We start from the raw sequence: 16,275 nt of genomic DNA, 5'->3' as shown, positions 1-16,275 counted from the left end.
GAAACACCTGGGAAACCCCCTTCGGGCAGGCGGGTCGCCCTCACCCCCGGCCGTCGCAGGGCCCCCCGTCGGAGAGGGGGATGCCGGGCAGGAGCTTCGCGCGCTCGTCCGCACCGATGCCCGCGCGCAGTCGGCAGATCTCCGCCAACCGGCCCCCGGGATCGAGGTCCCACAGCCGTGCGGTGCCGTCCGTGCCGGCGCTGGCCACCGTGCGTCCGTCGGGAGCGAAGGTCACGCTCCACACCGCATCGGTGTGACCCGCCAGCGTCGCCCACGGGCGCCGGCCGGCGACGTCCCACAGCCGCACCGTGCGGTCGTTGCCGCTGCTGGCCAGCGTCCGCCCGTCGGGAGCGAAGGCGATGCCCCGGGTGGAGCCGATGTGACCGGTCAGGACGGCCTCGGAACGGCGTTCACGGACGTTCCACAGCCGTACGGTGCCGTCGTTGCCGCTGCTGGCCAGCGTCCGCCCGTCGGGGGTGAAGGTCACGCTCCGCACTGCGCCGGTGTGGCCGTTCAGCGTGCCGAGCGGGCGGCGTGAGGAGACGTCCCAGAGCCGTACGGTCAGGTCGTCGGCGGCGCTCGCCAGAACCCGCCCGTCGGGGCTGAAGGCGACGCCGTTGACGAAGTCCCGGTGGCCGGTCAGCGTCGCCAGCGGCGCGCGCTTCGTCACGTCCCACAGGCGCACCGTGCGGTCGGCGCCGGCCGAGGCGAGGCTTTGGCCGTCGGGGGCGAAGGCCAGGGAGTAGACCTGCCCGGTGTGGCCGGTCAGGGTCGCCAGCGCCGCGCGTGCGGCCACGTCCCACAGCCGGATCGTGCCGTCGGAGCCCGCCGATGCCAGGGTCCGCCCGTCCGGGGCGAAGGACACCGAGAAGACCGCCTCGGTGTGTCCCCGGAGCGTCGCCAGGAGCCGGCGCCCGGCCACCTCCCACAGACGTACCGTGTGGTCGGCGTCGGCGGTGGCCAGCAGTCTCCCGTCGGGGCTGTACCGGGCCTGCCAGACCTCCGTGAACGGACGGGCCGTCAGCGCCGGGCCGCCGAGGTTCCACAGGACCACGGACCGGTCGAAGCCGGCCGTGGCGAGCAGGGTGCCGGCGGAGGTCACGGCCGCCCCCATCACGTAGTCGGTGTGACCGGCGAGCACGGCGGTCTGCCGGCCGCTGCGGACGTCCCACAGCCTGGTCGTCCCGTCGCCGACCGCGCCGACGACCGTGGCGCCGCCGTGCGTGTACGCGACGGCGTTGATGTCGTCGCTGCTCCCGGACAACGTTGCCCTGAGCCGGCTGGCGCGCACGTCCCACAGCCGTACGGTCCGGTCGATGCCCCCGGAGGCCACCTTCCGGCCGTCCGGGGAGAACACCGCGCCCAGCACTTCGTCGGTGTGCCCCTCGAGTGCGGCGAGGGGCCGGGCCCGGCCGGTGTCCCACAGCCGCACGATCCGGTCGGCCCCGGCGGAGACCAGGGTCCGGCCGTCGCGGGCGTGGTCCAGGGCGTTGACCGTTCCCTCGTGCCCGCTGAGGGAGGCGGTGACGCGGGGCGTGCGCGCGGTGTCCCACAACTGGATCGGCCCCTGCGCGGTCGCGACGGCGAGCCGGTGCCCACGGGGGTCGAAGGACAGCGCCCGGGCGCCCTTGGTGCTGTCGGCGAGCACGGCCTTCCTCCGCCGCTCGGCGACGTCCCAGAGAGTCACGGGCCCGCGCGTCGACGTCGCCGCGAGGGTGCGGCCGTCGGGGCTGAAGGCGATCGAGCGGACGGGTCCGGACACGGCGAACGTGGCGGTCGTGCGGCGGTCCGAGACCCGGCGCAGGGTCACCGTCCCGTCGGAACTGGCCGTCGCCAGGGACCGGTTGTCCGGCGCGAAGACCACCGCGTTGACCGGCCCCCGGTGCCCGCCCAACCGGCCGGTGAAGGGCTGGGACTGCGTGCTCAGCAGCGCGCCGCGCGCCTCGGCGGTGGCGTGGGCCCGGTAGGCCTCCCCGGCCAGCAGCATCGACGCCTCCGGGCGGCCTCCGACGAGCGACGCGGACCGCACGGCGAGGGCCTGGGACCGTGCGACGCGTTCCTGGTCGAGGGCGCTCTCGCGCTGCTGGTGGGCGAGGCCTCCGGCGGTCAGGGCGAGCCCCAGCAGGACGACGAGCGTGGCGAGCATCGCCTGCCGGAGCCGGACCTGGCGTCTGGCCTGCCTCTCATGGCCTTCCTGCTCGGCCAGACTCGCTCCGAGGAACGCCTCCTCGCCGGGGCCGAGCCGGCTCCAGCCGTCCAGTTCGTCGGCCCAGGAGCGCACGGTGCTCAGCCGGGTGCCGCGGTACAGAGCGGACGGATCACGGCCTTCGCGCTCCCATTCGGCGGCGGCGTGCGCGAGTTGCTGGTGGAGCAGCAGCCCGGCGCGGTCGGCGTGGATCCAGTCCCGCAGCCGTGGCCAGGCGTGCAGCAGGGCCTCATGGGTGATCTCGACCGTGTCGCTGTCCATGGTGACGAGCCGGGCCCGTACGAAGGCGTCGAGCGCGGCGGCCGCGCCGTCCGCGCCGGCGAACTGCTCCATCAGGGCTGCCCTGTTCGTCCGGCGGCGGGTCGCCCCGCCGCCGTCCGCGACGTACACCAGACGGGACAGGACGCGGCGGATCGTCTTCTGCTCGGCCGGATGCAGCCGGGCGAAGACGTTCTCGGCGGTCCGCGCGATCGCGCCCTGGATCCCGCCGGCCCGCTCGTACCCGGCGACGGTCAGCGCGGCCCCCTCGCGCCGCTGCCAGGTGGCCAGCAGGGCGTGGGAGACGAGGGGGAGTACGCCGGAGGGCGTCACGTCGGCTCCGGAACCGGCGTCCTTCCCGCTGCCCCGCGGTGTGCCGCCCGGCAGCGGGCCGCCCGGCTCGTCGCGCAGCCCCGCGTCGCGCAGGAGCAGGGGCACCAGGCCCGGTTGGAGCGTCAGGCCGGCCAGTTGCGTCGGCCGGGTGATGGACTCCCGCAGTTCCACCACGGACATGGGCGGCAGCACGAACAGCCCGTCGGTGAGGACCGGGGCCAGTTCGGGAAGGTCCAGACAGTTGCCGGTGAAGTCGGCCCGGACGCCCAGCACCACGACGGTGGGGCCGTGTGCGCTCCGCTCCGGCCGGGGAGCCGCCAGCGCACAGAGCACCCGGACGAAGGAGCGCCGCTCGTCCTCGTCCGCGCAGAGGGTGAAGAGCTCCTCGAACTGGTCGACGATCAGCACCGACCGGCAGGGCAGGGGCCGGCGTTCCCCGGACGGCTCCGGCGGATCGCCCACCATCACGCGTATGGCGTCCAGCACCGCGTCGGGGTTCTCGCGCACCTCCTCGACGGTGACGGCGAGGTCTCCGCCCACCGTTTTCGCGGTGCGTTCCAGGAGCTCGTCCAGGGGCCGCGAGGTGGGGGTGAGCGTCACCACCGGCCACCGGTCGGCGCCCGGCATCGGGAAGTCGCCGCGCCGCAGGGCGGGCACCAGGCCGGCGTTGAGCAGGGACGACTTGCCCGCGCCCGAGGGGGCGACGAGCATCAGAGGGCCGCTTCCCACCCGTTCGAAGACCCGCTCCACCAGTGCGGCCGTGGCGCGCTCCCGGCCGAAGAACCAGTCCGCCTCCTGCGGGGTGAACGCCGACAAGCCGCGGTAGGGACACATCCCGTCGGACTGCCGCTCGGAAGCGGCGGCCTCGGCGCCGCTCCCGCTGTCGGCGGGTGGTCTCTCCTGTACGAGCCTGAGCAACTCCCCCTCGGCGCCCAGTACTCGGTCACAGATACGGGCGACGTCGGCGGTCGCCCGCTTCGTGCCGGTCTCGATCTTGCTGAGGTAGCCCTTGCTGTAATGCGTCCGCCGTGCCAGCTCGGTCAGCGACAGGCCACGTGCCTGTCTGAGGCGTCTCAGTTGCGCGGGAAAGGAGTGCGTGGTCAGCGCCTTCCGATCCCGCCCGTTCCGCTGGTCGACTTCATGCTCGTGCTGCGGATCTCCCACGGTGTCCCCCATGCAGTACGGCCGTGAGACGGTGGACGGCCAGGTTACTGCCGGGGTGATGAGCGCAGCCAAACCTTTCCCCCGTGTGGCGTAAACACGAACGTCCGGAACCGCGGTGCGGTTCCGGACGTTCGTCCCCCGTCGCACGCACGCGCACGCGGACGCTGACGGGTCAGGTCGGCTCAGGTCAGGAAGGCCCCGCAGGCGCTGCGGGCCACCCACCGGTGCGAGGAGATGGTGTCGTTCGCGTTGACCCCGTTGGTGAACCGGTTGTCGGTCAGGTTGTCGGCGTAGAGCTCACCCGGCGCGAGGCAGGCGTGGCCGCCGCCGAAGCCGGAGTTCTCGTAGAACGCGACGTGGTCGAGGCCACCGGTGAAGCCGCGGTTCATGACGGACGTCGCCCTGTCCTGCGCGCCGACCCACCAGTCGCTGTTGCCCGCGGAGCGGATCAGTTCGGCGCCCGAGCAGTCCAGGTTCTCCCAGGCGTACATGTTGCCGTTGCGCGGCCCCCACTTGCTGTCGCAGCCCGGCCCGGCGACGGTGTTCCCGGCCGCCTGCGAGGTGGTGGCGGGTACGACGACGCCCAGGGCGGTGAGCCCGAGGAGGGCGGCCGTGACGGTGAACTTGCGCATGCTGTTTCCCCTCGTTTTCTCTGACGGTTCCTCTGACCACGTGGTGCGTCGGTGCCGGCGCACCGGGCCGGTGGCCCGGCGTGCCCTCACCGGGGGCGATGTCCGCCCAGGAGCGGGAGTGGTCAGCCCCGCTCCGGAACGATGCGCACCGCCCGGTCGTAGGCCCTCTGACCGAGGCGCCGGTAGGTGTCGATGTCCTTGCCGAACCGGTCGCGCAGGCGGTCCAGGTAGTACGTCTCCCGCGCCGTGGCCACGGTGCGCAGGGAGGTCTCGCGGGCACAGGTCGCGTCGGCGACGGCGGTCTCCCGCTCGGCGGCGAACGCCTCGTCGGCGCGGGCCGCACCCAGCCGGCTGGTGTCGACCCGGACGGCTTCGCGGGCCGCCTGGGGGTCCTCGTAGGGCCGGCCCGCCCTCTTCATGCACCGGGACCAGGCCCGTACCGCCGCGGTCAGGTGGCGGTCTTTCATCAGCTCCTTGCCGTAGAGGGCGTTGAGGCCGGTGGCGATCTTGCCGGTGCGGTACCACTCGGCCGGGTCGCCGTAGAGTGCGCGCTCGGCCTCCTCCGTGCAGCCGCCGACGCGTTTGCGCGTCTCCCCGCCGCCCGGCAGCGGTGCCGTGAGCATGCGGGCGCTGTCGCCGCCGTCGAGCGCGGTGTCGAAGGCGACGCGCCGGGACGGGGAGAGGTTTTGGCGGTAGGTTCCGTTGGGGTTGCGTTCGTGGACGCGCAGGCTCTTCGCTTCGATCCGGCCGCCGTACCCGTACGTACGGGCCCAGTCCACGTCGTCCTGCACGTAGCGCACCGGGCGGCTCTCCCGGAGCGTCAGTCCGCGGTCCTCCCGGTAGGTGAAGCCCTGGCGGCTCATGCACTGCTTGGTCAGGCGTTGCTGCGCGTCGGCGACACGCAGTTCCTGCCGCCAGGTCAGTGCCCGGGGATACGGACGCGGATCCTGTCGTGTCCGGCCGTCGCCGCTGTCGCCGCTGTCGCCGCCGCATCCGGTCGTGACGACCGCCACGACCACGCACAAGGACACGAGTGCACGTCTCATGGAACCGACCCCCCTTCGCTGCCGCTTGCCGACGGACCCAGAGTCTCCCCGCCGCCGGCGGAGGTCGACGGGTTTCCTGTTGCCCGCCGGGCGGCCGCCCGGGAAACAAGGCCTGAGCAGGGGCAACGCGGGGGTGGAGGCAACGCGGTGGGAACGGCCGGAAGCGGTGTGGGCGAGGAGCGGCCCCTCACCGCGTCACGATGCGGCCCGGGCCGGCCCCCGGCTCGTCCGCAGCAGCCACGACGCCGAGCCCGTGCGCACCTCGTCCCCTCCGCTCGCATCGCGACCCGGCCGGGCCCGCGGCGTTCTCCGGGGGCACGGCGCGTCACCGCCCCGCCGGGGCGGGAAGGTCAGCCGGCCGGAGGGCTTGTGAAGGCGGCCAACTGTTCCCCGTGGAGCACCACGACGGCATCGCAACTGCACTTGCAGTACTCCACCTCACCGTCGGACGTCCGGTGGCTGGACAGCAGGCGCCAGGAGGGCCGGCTCGGACCGGCGGCACAGCCCCAGTCCTTCAGCGGGCAGGAGTCCTGGCCCACCGGTTCCGGTGGGCCGTTCACCTCGGCGGGCCGGTCAGCGGTGACCGGGTCCGGAGCGGGAGCGCGCGGCATCGGTGTCACCCCCTTCGGCGGGGCCACGTCCCCTGACTGCGGGGCCGGCTCGGGCAGCGTGCGGAAGAACAGCCAGCCGAGGACGGGCATCAGCACGAGCGGGGCCAGAGCGGTGCGCAGCGAGGTCGCGTCGGCCAGGCCGCCGATCAGCGGACTGGCCAGGCCGCCCACGCTGACGGTCAGGCCGAGTGTGACGCCGCCGGCGGTGCCAATACGGGAGGGCAGGTAGTCCTGTCCGAGAGTGATCTGCAGGGAGAACGGCACGTACAGGCCCACCGACGTCAACGCGACGAACGGGTACAGGGCCGGGCCGGGCGCGAGGAGCAGGCCCGCCACGGATCCGGCGGTGAGCAGACAGGACCAGCGGCAGACGGTGACCCGGTCCCAGCGGTGGGCCAGTGCTCCGCCCAGTACGGAACCCACCGCGCCGCCGAGGTAGAGCACGAACAGCGCCGCGGCGCCCGCCGCCGTGCCGCCCGCCATGCGTGCGGTGGCGTACAGGGAGAGGAAAGTGCTCAGTCCGACGAAGACGACCGACCGGCACACCACGGCCAGCGACAACTTCACGAACGACGCCACGTCGTCTGCCCGGGCCGCCACCGCGGTTCCGTCTCCGGAGCCGGTGCTCCGTTCCAGCGCCCGCAGCACGGGAAGGCACAGCACCGCACCGACGAGCGCCGGCAGGACCAGGAACGGCGTCAGACGCAGTCCCCCGGTCGCGACGACCGCGGTGATCATGAGTGGGGCGAGCGCGAAGCCGAGGTTGCCGCCCAGGGAGAACCAGCCCATCGCGCTGTGGCTGCCCCCGCTCACGATCCGGGCCACCCGGGCGGACTCGGGATGGTAGGCGGCCACGCCCACCCCGGAGACGGCCACGAACGCGAGGGTCGACGCGTAGGAGCCGCTGAGTCCGCTCAGCGCGATGCCCAGACCGCCCAGCAGCGTGCCGGCCGGCAGCAGCCAGGGCGCGGGCCGGCGGTCGGTCAGCGCGCCGAACACGGGCTGCGCCACCGAGGAGAGCAGGGAGGCGGCGAGCACGAGGCCCGAGACCGCGGCGTAGCCGTAGGCGCGCTCGGCCGCGAAGAACGGCACCAGGGACGCCACGGATCCCTGGTAGACGTCCACGCAGGCGTGCCCGGCGGACAGCAGGAGGATCGAGGGTTTCCTTCGCACCCCGTCATGGTGGGTTCCCGGCCGGGTGTCGCACTTCCGATAAACTGCCAGGCGATGCCGGAAATCCGCCACACGTCGGTTGCCCCGACCCGTACCCAGCGGCTGCCTCCCGGCGCCGCGATCGAAGCCCACCGGCACGACGACCACCAGATCGTCTACGCCGGCCGCGGGGTGCTGGCCGTCACCACGGGCGCGGGCTCCTGGGTCGCCCCCGCCACCCGCGCCATCTGGGTGCCCGCCGGCACCGTCCACGCCCACCAGGCGCACGGCGAGATCCAGTTGCACCTGGTGGGGCTGCCCGCCGACGAGAACCCGCTGGACCTCGCCACCCCGACCGTCCTCGCCGTGGATCCGCTGCTCCGCGAACTGATCATCGCCTACACCCGTTCCCCGGGCGGCAGCACTCCCGAACGGGACCGGCTGCGCGCCGTGCTGCTCGACCGGCTCCGGGCCTCGCCACAGGAACCGCTCCACCTGCCCTCCCCCACCGATCCCCTGTTGCGGACGCTGTGCGACATCCTGCGCGCCGACCCGGCCGACGGCCGCACCCTGGCCGAACTGGGCCGTGCCGTCGGAGCGAGCGACCGGACCCTGTCCCGGCTGTTCCGCAACGACCTCGGCATGACGTTCCCGCAGTGGCGCACCCAACTGCGCCTTCACCGCGCACTGGTGCTGCTGGCCGGGAACATGCCGGTCACCACGGTCGCGCACCGGTGCGGCTGGTCGTCCGCCAGCGCCTTCATCGACGTGTTCCGCCGTACCTTCGGCCACACACCCGGTACTCATTCCAGAAACTGACGCCCCGGTGCGGTCCGGCCTGAGCCGCTCCCGGCCCCGCTGTCACGGCTCAGGATCGCTCCATGCCGCAGCTCGCCTTCGACATCGGTCTCTTCACCGAACCCCCAAGCTCCAGCTCCCGATGAGGAAGAGCGTGCTGGACGCCTGGGAGAAGTTCGGGCGGCTCGGCGCTCCCTCGACCAGCTCTTCAAGGACCCGGGGCTGCAACCGGAGAGCCTGACGAACGCGAAGGGCAGACAGATCCGGACCATCCGCATCGACCAGTTCTGTGCGCGTCGGGAACTTCCGTGGCGTCGCTCTCAGTTCACGGTGGGGCTGCGGCGCTCGACGAGGACGACGTCGCGCCACGTGCCGTGGTGGCGGCCGATGCGCTCGCGGGTGCCGATGATGCGGAACCCGGCTCGCCGGTGCAGGGCCAGGCTGGCGGTGTTCTCCGGGAAGATGCCGGACTGCACCGTCCAGATGCCCGCGGCGTCGGTGGAGGACAGCAGTGCGTCGAGGAGCGCCCGGCCGACTCCGCGGCCACGGGCGTCGGGGTGGACGTAGACGGAGTGCTCGACGACGCCGGCGTACGCGCACCGGTCGGAGACCGGCACCACGGCGGCCCAGCCCAGCACCCGGCCGCCCTCGTCCAGGGCGACCAGGCGGTGTCGGGGCAGCTTGGCGGTGTCGAACGCCTCCCAGGTCGGGGCGGTGGTCTCGAAGGTGGCGTTGCCCTCGTCGACGCCCGACTGGTAGATCGTCAGGACCTGTTCGGCGTGCTCCGGCCCCATCGGCGCGATGTGCGGGACGGTCACGCCGCCGCCTCGATGCCGAGTTCGGCGAGCAGGCCGCGGATGCGCCGCTCGATCTCGTCGCGGATCGGCCGGACCGCCGCGACGCCCTGGCCGGCCGGGTCGTCGAGCTGCCAGTCCAGGTACCGCTTTCCGGGGAAGTACGGGCAGGCGTCGCCGCAGCCCATGGTGATCACCACGTCCGAGGACCGCACCGCCGCCACGGTGAGGACCTTGGGACTCTCGGCCGAGATGTCGATGCCGGCCTCGTGCATGGCCTCCACCACGGCGGGGTTGACGGCGTCGGCGGGGGCGGATCCGGCCGAGCGGACCTGGACCCGGTCACCGCCGAGGCGGGTGAGGAAGGCGGCGGCCATCTGGGAGCGGCCGGCGTTGTGCACGCAGACGAACAGCACGGAGGGGACGGCGGGGGTGCTCATCGGGTCAGGGCGCTTTCTTCGGCGGAACGGGTGGGGGCTGCGGGCTGCTGACCGCCGTGGGGGACGACGGCCTCGTCCCCGCTCCCGGGGGCCGGGCGGCCGAAGCAGGCGGTGACCAGGCCGAGGCCGACGGCGGTGCCGACCAGCTGGGCGGCGAGGAAGGGTGCCACGGAGGTGGGGGCGATGCCGGCGAAGGTGTCGGTGAACGCGCGGCCGATGGTCACCGCCGGGTTGGCGAAGCTGGTGGAGGAGGTGAACCAGTACGCCGCCCCGATGTAGGAGGCGACCGCGACCGGTGCGAGGTGCGCGCGGCCCGCGCGGGCCAGGCCGAAGACGAGCCAGACCAGCCCGGCGGTGGCCACGACCTCGCCCAGCCACAGGTGACCGGCGAACCGGTCGTGGGTGGAGAAGTGCACCAGCGGTTCTCCGAACACGGCGTCGGCCAGCACCGCGCCGCCGATCGCCCCGGCGATCTGGGCGGGCACGTACACCGCGAGGTCGCGCAGAGCGGCGGCGTCGCCGGTGCGGCGGCCGGTGAGCCAGGCCGCGAGGGTGACCGCCGGGTTGAAGTGCGCCCCGGACACCGGGCCGAGCAGGGCGATCAGCACACCGAGGCCGAGGACGGTGGCCAGGGAGTTGGCCAGCAGCTGCACCCCGACGTCGCGGGTGAGTTCGGTGGCCTGGATGCCGGAGCCGACCACCACCGCGACCAGCCCGGCCGTGCCGAGCCCCTCGACGACCGCCCGCCTCGCCAGCGGTGCCGGGCCGGTCACGCGGGGGCCTGCGCGGACACGGAGGGGGTCTCGAGCAGGGCGGACAGCTTCGCCAGGGCCGCGGGCAGCACCCAGTAGTACACCCAGGTGCCGCGCCGCTCGGAGCCGACCAGTCCGGCCTCCCGCAGCACCTTCAGGTGGTGGGAGATGGTCGGCTGGGAGACGTCGAACGGGCCGATGAGGTCACACACGCACGCCTCACCGCCCTCGTGGGAGGCGATCAACGACAGCAGCCGCAGCCGGATCGGATCCGACAGCGCCTTGAACATCCGCGACAGCTCGGCCGCGTCCTGTTCGCCCAGCGGCTCGCGGACCATCGGCGCACAGCACTCCGCGTCGCCCTGTCCGGGCACCGGCAGACCAGCTTGTTTCGACATGCCTCTATGTTGACAGTCATCTAATCGAGTGGCAACCTCGACTGCATCGACAAACGTCGAAACAGAGTGGTTCCGGATGGGAGACCGCCATGTCCCGTGTTCAGCTCGCCCTGCGCGTCGCCGACCTCGAAGCCTCGATCGCCTTCTACTCCAAGCTCTTCGGCGCCGAGCCCGCCAAGCGCCGCGAGGGCTACGCCAACTTCGCCCTCGCCGAGCCCCCGCTGAAGCTGGTCCTCATCGAGGGCGAGGCGGGTGAGGACACCCGTCTGGACCACCTCGGCGTCGAGGTCGCCTCCACCGAGGAGGTCACCGCGGCCACCACCCGGCTCAAGGAGACGGGTCTGGCCACCTTCGAGGAGAACGACACCTCCTGCTGCTACGCCCTGCAGGACAAGGTGTGGGTCACCGGCCCCGGCAAGGAGCCGTGGGAGGTCTACGTCGTCAAGGCCGACGCCGACACCCTCGGCAAGAGCGCCGCGTCCACCCCCGAAGCCTGCTGCGGCACCACCGCCTGCTGCACCCCCGACGAACAGGCTGCGGACCCGGCTCGGACCCCGGCCGAGGCCAAGGTCGCCACCGGCTGCGCCTGCGGCAGTTGACCCGGCGCCCGGTCAGCCCTCCGCGCCGTCCTCCTGCCGGCGGCGGTCATCGCCTGGCTCGTGATGGCCTCCTCCTCCAAGGCCCTGCGCGGGGAGCGGACCGGGCGCCGACGGCTGAAGCGGATGCGCTCCCCTGCGAAGAAGCAGGTGGGCCGGTTCACGCTTGCGGTCCGTTTTCGCCGCGTACGGCACCCTGCTGTACCCGCCATGACGGCCTCTTCCACCCTCCCCTCCACCCATACCGGGATGGCATCCCGGTATGGGTGGAGGGGGATCTGCCCGGTGCCGAGTCTGCGGTGCCGGGGACGGGGGCGGATGCCGTGCGGGAAAGCGTGAGCAATCGGCGGGCAAGTGCCACCAGAGCGCTCACATGAGCTTCATCAGGACAGCGGCGGCGTGGGGCGCTGCGGAGGGGGGAGGCTGTGGAAGGGGACGCTATCGCTGCTGTGCGAGCCACTCGTCGAAGGTGGTCGGCGCGATGCGGGCGCCCGCACGGGGCAGCAGCACCTCACCGGCCATCGCCGGGCCGAACAGCGCCGACCACGTCGGTACGAGCTTGACCGTACGGCCGCGCGCGTCGTTGGTGCGCCGGGCCATGTCCACCAGGTCCTGCGGCTCGGGACCGGCGACCTCGCGGTAACGCCCCTGCGGTGCGCCCGTGGCGATCTCGGCGAGGACGTCGGCCACGTCCGCGGGTGCGATCGGCTGGATGAGCAGGGGCGCGACGGTGGCGGTGCCGTCCCGCTCGGTCCAGCTCGTCACCATCGCGGCGAAGTCGTGGAACTGGGTGGCCGGGACGATCGTCCACGGCACCGGCCCCTCGGTCACGAGACGCTCCTGCTCGCGCTTGCCGGCGTAGTGCGCGCTGCCTTCGACGCGGTCGAGGGCGGCGATCGAGAGCAGCACGTGGTGGCGGACACCGGCCCGTTCCTCGGCGGCGAGCAGCGTCCGGGTGGTGGTGCCGAAGTACGTCACCGCTTCGTCCCGGTCGGTCGCCGTGCAGTTGGTGGTGTCCACGACGGCCTCGACGCCGGTCAGGGCGGCGTCGAGGCCGTCGCCGGTGGTCAGGTCCACGCCGAGTGAGCGGCTGATGCGCACGACGTGGTGTCCGGCCTGTTCCAGGGCGGCGACGGTGAGGGCCCCGATGTTCCCGGTCGCTCCGGCGACGGCGATCCGCATGCTCCGCATGGTGCTCTCTCCTCCGTGTCTTTCGCGCTGTCACCGGACGCTATCTCGGACTAAAAAGGTCTGCAATCTCCGGGATAGCATCAGGCCATGAAGCTGCCGGTGAGTACGGAATGGCTGTTGCACTGCGCCACGTCGCTGGCGCAGCTCGAGACGGGGGCCACCGCGTCGGCGGCCCAGCTCGCCCGGTACTTCGACCTGCCGGCGGCCTCTCTCGCCAAGCAGCTGCAGGCGCTGGTCAAGGCCGGTGTGCTGGCCGCGACGACGGGACCGCGCGGCGGGTTCCGGCTGGCCCGGCCCGCTTCCGAGATCACGCTCCTGCAGATCGTCGAGGCGGTCGACGGCACGTCCTCGCCGTACGAGTGCCGCGAGATCCGCCAACAGGGGCAAGGAGCACTGTCTGCCGAGGAGTGCCGGAACCCCTGCATCCTCGCCGAGAAGATGGCCGAAGCCCACGAAGCCTGGCGGCACAACCTCGCCGCGACCTCCCTCGCCGAGATCATCGCCGCCCTGCCCCCGTCGGCCCCGTCCCGCACCCGCCTGCGCCTGACCGGAACTCCGTAGCGCATCCGCCGCCACAGGCGGCGCCTCGGAGGTCGCGCGGGCGGGTGGCCGGCCAGATCCGGCGTCAGAGGTGCACATCCCGGCGACAGGTGGTCCACGCTCGGCGGATCAGGCTACGCACGGTGACGGCCGTGTGGGCAAGGTCGAAGAACGCCCCGATGACGGCCCTTCGGTGCCCGCGGCAGCGGGCGGATCGGACCCACAGCGGTTCGGTCAGTCATGACGGCAGCGCAGGCAGAGTTCTCCCTGGTGATCACAGGGCGTCGCAACTCCATGATCACGGAACCTCTGCCCGTCCCGTCCGCCCACTGGCCCCTGCCGGCCGCCTGTCCGCGCGATCTCTCGGACAGGCCACAGCAGGGACTCACGAGGGCCCACCGCTGGTGGCGCCGGGTTTCTCGAGCACGAGGAAGTCGGTGACGAAGGAAGCGACGTCACCGTCGCCGGTACGGCCGACCCACGTGGGGTAGAACCCGTAGCCGCGGCCCGTGGTGAACGCCGCGATCTCCTCTCCGGCCGGTCCGACCGCCCTCACGGGAGGCAGACCGAAATCCGCCGCCGCATGGGCGGCCAGAGCCTCGAGGAGCCAGTCCTCGTGATCAGCCAGTGCGGAGACGGCAGAGGCGTCCACGAAACACACGTCCCCGTGGCCCGTCTCGTAACCGAAGAACTCGCGCTCCCCGAGGTCCGCGACATCCTGGTCCTCGACGAGTGCGAGTTCCCATCCGGTCACGGGGGCATCCGTGACGGACAACCGGGCAGCAGCCGCCACTTGAGTCGGCACACCGCCGTTGTCGAAGGACGCCACCGCCAGGGTGACCGGATACCTGCCCGGGCGGACTGCGGCGGTGAAGGGAATGGGCGCGAACGGACCGAGGCCGGTGAAGGGGTCACAGACGACGACCTTTCCCGTGGGCAGTGCCAGGTCCACGGGCCGACTCAGGGAGACGGTGGCCGGTCGGCCCCCCAGGAGGTTGCAGCGGTACTGATCGGCGAACAGGGAAGTGAAGTCCGAAGGAGCGCGAGGCATGAAATCGTCCAGGTAGGCGACAGTGCCCGCACTCTAGACCAGGACCGATGTGACGCACTTGCGCAGCCGTCACACGGCATCCCTGTCCCTGACGACGGGCCGTTCGACGACAGGCGCCCGGCTCAGGAACGACTCCGGATCCCGCAGGACGTGCCACAGTCCCGCCGCGAGCGGTACCACCGTCATGGCGAAGAGGACCCAGAACACGAACACGGCCCCGGGCGCGAGGTCGTGGACGGTGCCGTCCTCCCACTGGCAGTAGGCCCGCGGCGGAAACTGAGTGGAGACTCCCGAGACCCTCCCGCCCCCGATGACGCCCTCCTCCAGCGGTTCCCAGGGGCAGGGGTCGGTATCCGGGAACAGGAAGGGGTCGTCCGCCACCATGATCATGACCCAGGTGACGGCGCCGAGCGGCACCGTCCAGAACACCGAGGTCCGCACCCACAGCGGCAGCAGCGGATGCGCCAGCAGCCCGCGCAGCGCGACCCAGCCGACCACGAGCCCGACGAAGACCGGGAGCAGCGTCATGGCGCCACCGCACCCTTCCGGGCACGGAGCCCGGTGACGTAGCCCGCGCCGATGACGAACAGGACGGCGGCCAGGGCGAGGGACGCGGTCGCCCAGTTCATCCACACGTAGCCGGGCTCACTGGGGTAGACGGTGCCGTCGTCGCGGACGCAGTCGAAGCGGAGCGGCAGGTACGAGGACCGGTGGTGGGAGAGGCCCTGTCTCGTCTCCGCGTCGAAGCCGTCGCGGCAGGCCGGAGCCGGGATGGAGTCCGCGCCGTTGTTGAACCCGTGCTCCGAGAGCAGAACGCCGGAGAGCCCCAGGGAGTAGACGGCCACGGCCGCCCACCCGGCCGCTGCCGCCGCACGGCGCAGCAGGTGCACCGCCCAGGGCTCGGGCCGACCGGGTAACGCCATCGCGACGACCCCCACCGCGGCGACGAGCGCGCCGACGGCGCAGACCACGGAAAGACCTAATCCTGCCAGCAGCACACCCGTCACCCCCGTCCGAGCGGGAGCGGGGCCTGAGGGACGAGAGGGGCGGCAGGCATGCGGTCACCTCATCAGCACCGCACCGGACCGTCTGTGACGGAAGCCACTCTACTTGTCACAGTCATGTCACAACGGGTTCGCGTGTTCGGCCGGCTGGTGACGTGACGTCGGATTCCTGAAGCCCTCTCATCCGGTCCGATCGGTCCGCGGCCTGACCGAAGACGAAAAGGCGCTTGAGTCTCCAGCGGCTGGAGGGTCCAGGATCTCGCCCATGGACGACGAACGCCCCGACCTGCTCACCATCGGCCGGCTCGCGCATCGCACCGGGCTTCCGGTACGCACCCTGCGCTTCTGGTCGGACGAGGGAGCGGTGCCGCCCGTGGCCCGCTCCGCGAGCGGTTACCGGCTCTACGACGCCGGGTCCGTGGCCCGCGTCGAACTGGTCCGCACCCTGCGGGAGCTGGGCCTCGGGCTCGACGACGTGCGCCGGGTGCTGAGCGGCCGGACCACGGTCGCCGAGGTCGCCCACGCGCACGTGGCCGCGCTCGACGCGCAGATCCGCTCGCTCAGGGTGAGCCGGGCCGTCCTGTCCACCGTGGCGACACGTGGTTCCACCGCTGAGGAGACAGCACTGATGAACAGGCTGGCGCGGCTTTCCGCCGCCGAACGCAAGCAGATCATCGACGAGTTCAAGGAGGAGGTGTTCGGCGGTCTCGACGTCGGGCCGCGCCTGCGCGACCGCATCCTCGCCTTCGGCGTCGAACTGCCCGACGATCCCACACCCGAGCAGGTCGACGCCTGGATCGAACTGGCCGAACTGGTGCGGGACCCCGGCTTTCGCGCCCGGTTGCGCACATGGCTGGAGCTCAACACGCCCACCCCGGGGCGGCACCGTCCCCCCGGGGCGTCCATCTGGTGGGCCAAGCAGGCCGTGCAGACCGTCGCGGAGGTCAGAGGACGCGGGGTCGCTCCCGAGGCGCCGGAGGCGGCCGAGGTGCTGTCCGAGCTGTTCGGCGACGCCGACCGGGCCGCCGTGCTGCGCAGTCTGGAGGCCGGGATCGAGGCAGGGGCCGAGCACTACCGCAGGCTTGTCGCCCGCGTGCGCGGGCAGGAGGCGGCGCCCGACGCGACCGAGGAGCTGGAGTGGCTGGCGCGGGCCCTGCGCGCCGCAGATCAGGCCTGACCGGCCGGCGGGCGGCACCCCTGGGCAACCAAATCCGACCCGCGGTGAGATAAGGCACATTTCACCCACCGGACACAAAGCCTCAGAGCACTGCCTGAGCACCGCGAAAGCCCAGCTCACAGCCGACATCTG

15 protein-coding genes and 3 pseudogenes are annotated in these 16,275 nt (G+C 72.5%); 5 read left to right on the top strand and 13 right to left on the bottom strand.

Features of this window, described 5'->3' with window-relative positions; all coding sequences use genetic code 11:
* Positions 1-40 precede the first annotated feature (40 nt).
* The 4 genes and pseudogenes from ACWEQO_RS10725 to ACWEQO_RS10710 all read right to left on the bottom strand — a co-directional run.
* Positions 41-3,961, bottom strand: a complete 3,921-nt coding sequence (locus tag ACWEQO_RS10725) for an nSTAND1 domain-containing NTPase (RefSeq protein WP_452981275.1) — start codon at positions 3,959-3,961, stop codon at positions 41-43.
* Between the two features lie 182 nt (positions 3,962-4,143).
* A complete protein-coding gene (locus ACWEQO_RS10720; protein ID WP_361452632.1) occupies positions 4,144-4,593 on the bottom strand; it encodes a peptidase inhibitor family I36 protein in 450 nt (149 codons plus the stop codon).
* 122 nt (positions 4,594-4,715) lie between these two features.
* A complete protein-coding gene (locus ACWEQO_RS10715; protein ID WP_452981272.1) occupies positions 4,716-5,639 on the bottom strand; it encodes a hypothetical protein in 924 nt (307 codons plus the stop codon).
* Positions 5,640-6,250: 611 nt separating this feature from the next.
* Positions 6,251-7,423 (bottom strand): annotated as a pseudogene (locus ACWEQO_RS10710) (MFS transporter); the annotation flags it as partial.
* Positions 7,424-7,477: 54 nt separating this feature from the next.
* Between ACWEQO_RS10710 and ACWEQO_RS10705 the strand changes: the two are divergent.
* A complete protein-coding gene (locus ACWEQO_RS10705; RefSeq protein ID WP_452981269.1) occupies positions 7,478-8,221 on the top strand; it encodes an AraC family transcriptional regulator in 744 nt (247 codons plus the stop codon).
* 62 nt (positions 8,222-8,283) lie between these two features.
* Positions 8,284-8,488 (top strand): annotated as a pseudogene (locus ACWEQO_RS10700) (hypothetical protein); the annotation flags it as partial.
* A gap of 32 nt (positions 8,489-8,520) precedes the next feature.
* On the opposite strand, the gene ACWEQO_RS10695 reads toward ACWEQO_RS10700, so the two are convergent.
* Genes ACWEQO_RS10695 through ACWEQO_RS10680 form a run of 4 tightly spaced genes read right to left on the bottom strand, consistent with a single transcriptional unit; the run spans position 8,521 to position 10,584 of the window.
* The gene (locus ACWEQO_RS10695; protein ID WP_452981581.1) at positions 8,521-8,994 is read right to left on the bottom strand and encodes an N-acetyltransferase family protein; all 474 of its coding nucleotides are present in this window, start codon (positions 8,992-8,994) and stop codon (positions 8,521-8,523) included.
* Between the two features lie 20 nt (positions 8,995-9,014).
* Positions 9,015-9,434: an arsenate reductase ArsC gene (locus ACWEQO_RS10690; protein ID WP_452981266.1), complete on the bottom strand. Its 420-nt coding sequence runs from the start codon at positions 9,432-9,434 to the stop codon at positions 9,015-9,017.
* Entirely contained in the window at positions 9,431-10,207 is a 777-nt protein-coding gene (locus tag ACWEQO_RS10685) for an aquaporin (protein WP_452981263.1), read from the bottom strand. The genes ACWEQO_RS10690 and ACWEQO_RS10685 overlap by 4 nt, the downstream gene beginning before the upstream one ends.
* Positions 10,204-10,584, bottom strand: a complete 381-nt coding sequence (locus tag ACWEQO_RS10680) for an ArsR/SmtB family transcription factor (RefSeq protein WP_452981260.1) — start codon at positions 10,582-10,584, stop codon at positions 10,204-10,206. Before ACWEQO_RS10680 ends, ACWEQO_RS10685 begins: the two co-directional genes overlap by 4 nt.
* Before the next feature lie 89 nt (positions 10,585-10,673).
* On the opposite strand from ACWEQO_RS10680, the gene ACWEQO_RS10675 reads away from it, so the two are divergent.
* Positions 10,674-11,183, top strand: a complete 510-nt coding sequence (locus ACWEQO_RS10675) for an ArsI/CadI family heavy metal resistance metalloenzyme (protein WP_452981257.1) — start codon at positions 10,674-10,676, stop codon at positions 11,181-11,183.
* A 435-nt stretch (positions 11,184-11,618) separates the two neighbouring features.
* Here ACWEQO_RS10675 and ACWEQO_RS10670 read toward each other — a convergent pair whose 3' ends face one another.
* Complete coding sequence (locus tag ACWEQO_RS10670; protein ID WP_452981254.1) at positions 11,619-12,371, bottom strand: SDR family oxidoreductase; 753 nt, start codon at positions 12,369-12,371, stop codon at positions 11,619-11,621.
* A gap of 87 nt (positions 12,372-12,458) precedes the next feature.
* On the opposite strand from ACWEQO_RS10670, the gene ACWEQO_RS10665 reads away from it, so the two are divergent.
* On the top strand, positions 12,459-12,932 hold the full coding sequence (locus ACWEQO_RS10665) for an RrF2 family transcriptional regulator (RefSeq protein WP_452981252.1): 474 nt from the start codon (positions 12,459-12,461) through the stop codon (positions 12,930-12,932).
* 64 nt (positions 12,933-12,996) lie between these two features.
* Here ACWEQO_RS10665 and ACWEQO_RS10660 read toward each other — a convergent pair.
* The 4 genes and pseudogenes from ACWEQO_RS10660 to ACWEQO_RS10645 all read right to left on the bottom strand — a co-directional run.
* Positions 12,997-13,128: pseudogene (locus ACWEQO_RS10660) on the bottom strand (IS5/IS1182 family transposase); the annotation flags it as partial.
* A gap of 168 nt (positions 13,129-13,296) precedes the next feature.
* Complete coding sequence (locus ACWEQO_RS10655; protein ID WP_452981249.1) at positions 13,297-13,962, bottom strand: DUF4241 domain-containing protein; 666 nt, start codon at positions 13,960-13,962, stop codon at positions 13,297-13,299.
* Between the two features lie 69 nt (positions 13,963-14,031).
* Positions 14,032-14,490: a hypothetical protein gene (locus ACWEQO_RS10650; protein ID WP_452981246.1), complete on the bottom strand. Its 459-nt coding sequence runs from the start codon at positions 14,488-14,490 to the stop codon at positions 14,032-14,034.
* On the bottom strand, positions 14,487-14,933 hold the full coding sequence (locus ACWEQO_RS10645; protein ID WP_452981243.1) for a hypothetical protein: 447 nt from the start codon (positions 14,931-14,933) through the stop codon (positions 14,487-14,489). Before ACWEQO_RS10645 ends, ACWEQO_RS10650 begins: the two co-directional genes overlap by 4 nt.
* A gap of 298 nt (positions 14,934-15,231) precedes the next feature.
* Between ACWEQO_RS10645 and ACWEQO_RS10640 the strand changes: the two genes are divergently transcribed.
* Positions 15,232-16,143 carry a MerR family transcriptional regulator gene (locus ACWEQO_RS10640; RefSeq protein ID WP_452981240.1) on the top strand — a complete coding sequence of 304 codons (912 nt, stop codon included), beginning with the start codon at positions 15,232-15,234 and terminating at the stop codon, positions 16,141-16,143.
* The last annotated feature ends 132 nt before the right edge of the window (positions 16,144-16,275 follow it).

The sequence above is a fragment of the Streptomyces sp. NPDC004051 genome (assembly GCF_053604275.1).
Note: the sequence above shows the minus strand (reverse complement) of the source record. Positions and strands in the feature narration are given on the sequence as shown.